This window comes from Actibacterium ureilyticum (genome assembly GCF_002285435.1).
Taxonomy (GTDB): Bacteria; Pseudomonadota; Alphaproteobacteria; order Rhodobacterales; family Rhodobacteraceae; genus Actibacterium_C; species Actibacterium_C ureilyticum.
Window position 1 is genome coordinate 1 of the sequence record NZ_NSBT01000041.1, and the last position, 3,931, is coordinate 3,931.

Below are 3,931 nucleotides of genomic sequence, written 5' to 3' on the forward strand. Positions count from 1 at the left end.
GGATTGTATGCGCTCTCGACTTCGATATTGGCCCGGTAAAGGAGCGCCCAATCAGTGACTGAAAGCCCTGCGCGACGCAGCGCACCATGCCCGGCATACCGCAGAGCCGTGGTCTCGATCGCATGGAGGATTTCTGGGGTGGCGCGGGCGGCGGATCGAGCCGGGATCGCTGTCTCGCTCGTTGCGTCAGGAACGCGAGGTTCTGCGAAGAGAAAAAGGCGCCCGTTTGCCTCTTGAGAAGAGGAAATCAATTGGCCGTCTGGGCCAACCGAAAAGATGAAACCGTCGGCCAGGGCCGGGGGCGCGGAACAAACGCCTGTACCCAAAGCAACGACGAGCGCAGTCGCGCGGTCAGCTGCCTTTGACCGGAGGCGCGGCGTGGCGCTCGCGGCCACCTTCTTCAAGTGGGATGCTAGCGGTCGTACAGCCCATGTCGGCCAAGAAACTGACAAGGCCAACGATGGTTTTGAAGTCGCGGAGCTTGAGGACGCTTCGGCTGGTGACGAGCATCTTATCGTCACGCCCATCAGTGGCGACGGCGCGGATGACCCACGAGCCGTACCAACTGTTATGGCGCTTCTCTGCTCTCTCCTTGCAGACCACCTCAATGAGGTAGCCCTCGGCGAGCAAGCCGCGCAGTCCGCCTTCTGTAACCACATTCGGGGCTTCTTCTATCATGGCCTTCCCTTGGGTCCTTGTTCTGCCTGGGTGCAGTATCAGGCCCACGGGGTCGCAACACCGTGAGCGATACAAAACAACATTAATGATAGCAAGACAATAATAACGTGTTGACGAAGTTCGCCTTGCTCCGATAACGGTGATAGCCGACAGAATGATAATCTTAAAGGCGGCAAAGGAGTTTTGCCCTGCGCTTGTTTATTGCGCGCAACGCACCGTTGCTGTTCGCGCTCCTGCTTGGAAGCATGCCGATAGCCGCGGCTTCGGATTGCTTACCTCCCGAGCGACCGTTCTTGCCTCAGTCGCGAGAAGACATTCGTGCCTATGCCGATCTGCTGCGTTCTGATTTCGAGGGCTACATTGCCGACATTCAGGAATACTTCCGCTGTCTTGATGCCGAGCGCCAACGGGCGTTTCAGGAGGCGCGCGAGGTCAGTGAAGACTATGGAAGACTGGTCGAGCTATTGGACTGAGCAACCGCATGGGCTTAACCGCCGTCGAGATCCTCGTAGTAGACGAGTGCGGGCATGTTGCGGCGCTGATGCACGATGCGCAGGATGACTGCCGCGCCATCCGCCGCATCGAGCCGCTTGTAGAAGATCACGTGTCGCTGGCAATTGACGGACCGCATCCCCGGGACAAAGAGACTCCTGTCCCGGCCCGCGTCGGGATCCCCAGTGATCCGCTCGAAGGCGGTGACCAACTGGCGGTAATAGACGAGCCATTGGTCCCTGCCCCATGTTTCGACGGTGTAGGTGCGTATCTCTTCAAGGTCGGACTTGGCCTGTCCGGAAAGCCGAATCGTCATTCGGGTCAGCGATCAAACGCATCCGGTTCGAAGGCTTGGGCATCGAACTCGGCGAAATCCCCATTCTCGGCCAGGGTGGCTGCCATCTCGAGATCGGCCTTGAGGGCATAGAACTGCCGCGCGCCATCCCGCTCCATCAGCATCCTGACCCCGGCGCGCACGACTTCGCTCAGATTGGCGTAAGCGCCGGACTCGATCTGCGCCTGCACATATTTCTGCATCGGTTCGGTCAGGTGGACGTTTGGCATCAGACTCTCCTATCCATGCTCAATCGTATCAGATACTGCCATAAATCTTCAAGCGCATGTTCGATCCCAACATAGGCCACAACACAGGATCGTTGCTCCACCCGCCCTTCCGTTCCCGGATTCCAGCCCGGGAACCAAGCCCTACAGTTTTCCGACACTGCCCTTCCCGGGACCATGGGCGCTGCGACACGCCGTTTGACGGGCTCATGCGGTCTGTTCTTCCGTGACCGCTTTCGTGGCCGCATGGAAACACCACATTTTCCTTTCTTCGCAAATGTTTGTTTGGCAATGGACGTGAAAGGGGGCCGCAATTTTGGCCGCTTCCAGGACGCCTCAAGAGCCCAAACCGTCATCAGATCTTGGAAGCCGTCACGCGACACAAGCGAACAATCGCAAGTCGACATCAATCAAATCGCCTTGCTATCGGTAATGTTGTTTCGTATCGCTGCACCATTATAGATGGAGTCGGCATCATGAAGCACGTGATCCACGGCGTGGCCACAGCCACGGCAATAAGCATATCCGGACTAATGGCCTCGTCAGGGCCGGCTCAGGCCTATCAAGTGGACTGTGCGATCCTCCTCTGCCTTGCGGGCGGCTGGCCTGCCTCCGCGCCCTGCGCCCATGCCAGAGCGGTCTTCATTCGGCGGATCACGCCATGGCCGATCGAGCCGCCCCTACAAATCTGGCGGTGTCCGATGGGTGTGTCGTTCAACGAACCAAGTCCGTTGTCGGCTATGGAACGCCTTTATGACATCACGTTTCGCGATCCGCCCGAACCGCAGGTATCGACTCCGATACCCCTTGTTCGCGTCCAGGCGGATGAACAAGCCGACATCGACATCTCAGGCGACGCCTTTGATTTCGTGCGCAGCATTCGCGTCTATCACATTCAGTACCGCCAGCACGAAAACCGAGATGGTGACTGCAATCGCAGCGACTCCACGCGATTGGGGTCCTACGGCGTGCAAGGCGATTACCGATGGACAAGATCCAACGTGGGCCAGGTGCCGGCTGCATCTGGCCTGAGCATCCCGAATGGATGTGGCAGCTACTTCTACCGCTCCGTCTTCGTCGACTGGCGTGATCACGCCGGGAACTATGGTTCTGAAGAAGTTCGCTACTGACAAAATCTGCTCGCGGTCTTGCCGCGCGCGTCATCACAACCCCGCACGAAAGGCTGTGCAAAACCCCCGAAAAGGAGACGACGCCAGACCGTGAAGCCTGACGCCGTGCAAGAAAACTCCGTGAACAAGAGTTTCCTAGCGCACGGCTAAGACACCCGCAACCAGCAAAGTTGTTTTGCTGGCAAGAATGTTGTTGTCTCACGACATGGCGTCGGATCTCCAAGGAGACCTCGACCATGGAACCTACGACCGGCCTGATCCTGCGACGGATCACGCAGACAAATCTCTCTGTTGCAGCGCACAAGCTTGCCACCCTTATCCTCGATGCCATCGCCTGGAAGGATGGCTACAACGGTTTGGCGCGCGGAACGGCAGCCTTCACCCTCTCGGCCCTTGCGGAAAAGATGGGTGTCTCACGGCAGTATCTTTCGGTTCTTTTGAGCGAACTTGAGACGTCGGAGTTGCAGCTCGAGCGGGCAAAGCCGAATGGCAAGTTCGCGCCCTGGATCTTTCGGTTTTCCGCCTTCGACAAGGAGAGTGAAACCCATGATCTCGTGTCAGGTGAAGGCGACACATCACTATCTAGAGATAATAATAACAAAACTATCTTCTCAGGACTGATCGACATCACCGCGAGTTCGAACGTTTTTCAGACCAGTTGGGCAGAGCTCATCAAGGCAGCGAAGGCCACGCTGCCCTGCTGGAACGTTGACACCCAGGTCATCTGGGATCGCTTCCACGCCTTCAACCGGTCCCGAGGCAACGGGAAGGTGCCGGCCGGCTTCCTGCTTGGCTTCATGCGCCGATGGCGGAATTCGTCGGGAACTCCATCTCGTCCCGCGGTCAAGCCGCCCGCGAGACCAATAACGGACCCCAAAGAGCGCGAATTGCTGAGACAGATGCAAGCCGCACCTACTGCGAACCGCCAGTTCCACGCGTCCGACTTGTGTCGCTTGATCGGACACGCTGCCTACGAAGCGCGGGTACTCGATGTGATCCGCAGGTTTGGGTGCCAGAGGTTTTCAGCAACCTTGGCGGTGCACGGACGAGCGGTGCTGGCAGGCGAGATT

General features: G+C 58.2%; 6 protein-coding genes and 1 pseudogene. 3 read left to right on the top strand and 4 right to left on the bottom strand.

The window, feature by feature from the left end; all coding sequences use genetic code 11:
- Together CLM60_RS21105 and CLM60_RS19985 are read right to left on the bottom strand one after the other, a co-directional pair.
- Nucleotides 1-395: pseudogene (locus CLM60_RS21105) on the bottom strand (lytic transglycosylase domain-containing protein); the annotation flags it as partial.
- On the bottom strand, nucleotides 352-678 hold the full coding sequence (locus CLM60_RS19985) for a hypothetical protein (RefSeq protein ID WP_095590916.1): 327 nt from the start codon (nucleotides 676-678) through the stop codon (nucleotides 352-354). The pseudogene CLM60_RS21105 and the gene CLM60_RS19985, both read right to left, overlap by 44 nt.
- Before the next feature lie 245 nt (nucleotides 679-923).
- Here CLM60_RS19985 and CLM60_RS19990 point away from each other — a divergent pair, with 245 nt between their 5' ends.
- Nucleotides 924-1,151, top strand: a complete 228-nt coding sequence (locus tag CLM60_RS19990) for a hypothetical protein (RefSeq protein WP_095590924.1) — start codon at nucleotides 924-926, stop codon at nucleotides 1,149-1,151.
- Between the two features lie 14 nt (nucleotides 1,152-1,165).
- On the opposite strand, the gene CLM60_RS19995 is transcribed toward CLM60_RS19990, so the two are convergent.
- Together CLM60_RS19995 and CLM60_RS20000 are read right to left on the bottom strand one after the other, a co-directional pair.
- A complete protein-coding gene (locus CLM60_RS19995) occupies nucleotides 1,166-1,486 on the bottom strand; it encodes a type II toxin-antitoxin system RelE/ParE family toxin (RefSeq protein WP_017468227.1) in 321 nt (106 codons plus the stop codon).
- Between the two features lie 5 nt (nucleotides 1,487-1,491).
- Nucleotides 1,492-1,734: a type II toxin-antitoxin system ParD family antitoxin gene (locus tag CLM60_RS20000; protein WP_095590923.1), complete on the bottom strand. Its 243-nt coding sequence runs from the start codon at nucleotides 1,732-1,734 to the stop codon at nucleotides 1,492-1,494.
- Between the two features lie 473 nt (nucleotides 1,735-2,207).
- On the opposite strand from CLM60_RS20000, the gene CLM60_RS20005 reads away from it, so the two are divergent.
- Both CLM60_RS20005 and CLM60_RS20010 read left to right on the top strand, forming a co-directional pair.
- Nucleotides 2,208-2,861: a hypothetical protein gene (locus tag CLM60_RS20005; RefSeq protein WP_176473764.1), complete on the top strand. Its 654-nt coding sequence runs from the start codon at nucleotides 2,208-2,210 to the stop codon at nucleotides 2,859-2,861.
- A 236-nt stretch (nucleotides 2,862-3,097) separates the two neighbouring features.
- Nucleotides 3,098-3,931, top strand: an 834-nt coding sequence (locus CLM60_RS20010) for a hypothetical protein (RefSeq protein WP_095590921.1), incomplete at its 3' end; no start/stop codon positions are given.

Bases quoted from the DNA above. Each gene is read 5' to 3' on its own strand.
- CLM60_RS19985 (WP_095590916.1), bottom strand. From the start codon at position 678: ATGATAGAAGAAGCCCCGAATGTGGTTACAGAAGGCGGACTGCGCGGC.
- CLM60_RS19990 (WP_095590924.1), top strand. From the start codon at position 924: ATGCCGATAGCCGCGGCTTCGGATTGCTTACCTCCCGAGCGACCGTTC.
- CLM60_RS19995 (WP_017468227.1), bottom strand. From the start codon at position 1,486: ATGACGATTCGGCTTTCCGGACAGGCCAAGTCCGACCTTGAAGAGATA.
- CLM60_RS20000 (WP_095590923.1), bottom strand. From the start codon at position 1,734: ATGCCAAACGTCCACCTGACCGAACCGATGCAGAAATATGTGCAGGCG.
- CLM60_RS20005 (WP_176473764.1), top strand. From the start codon at position 2,208: ATGAAGCACGTGATCCACGGCGTGGCCACAGCCACGGCAATAAGCATA.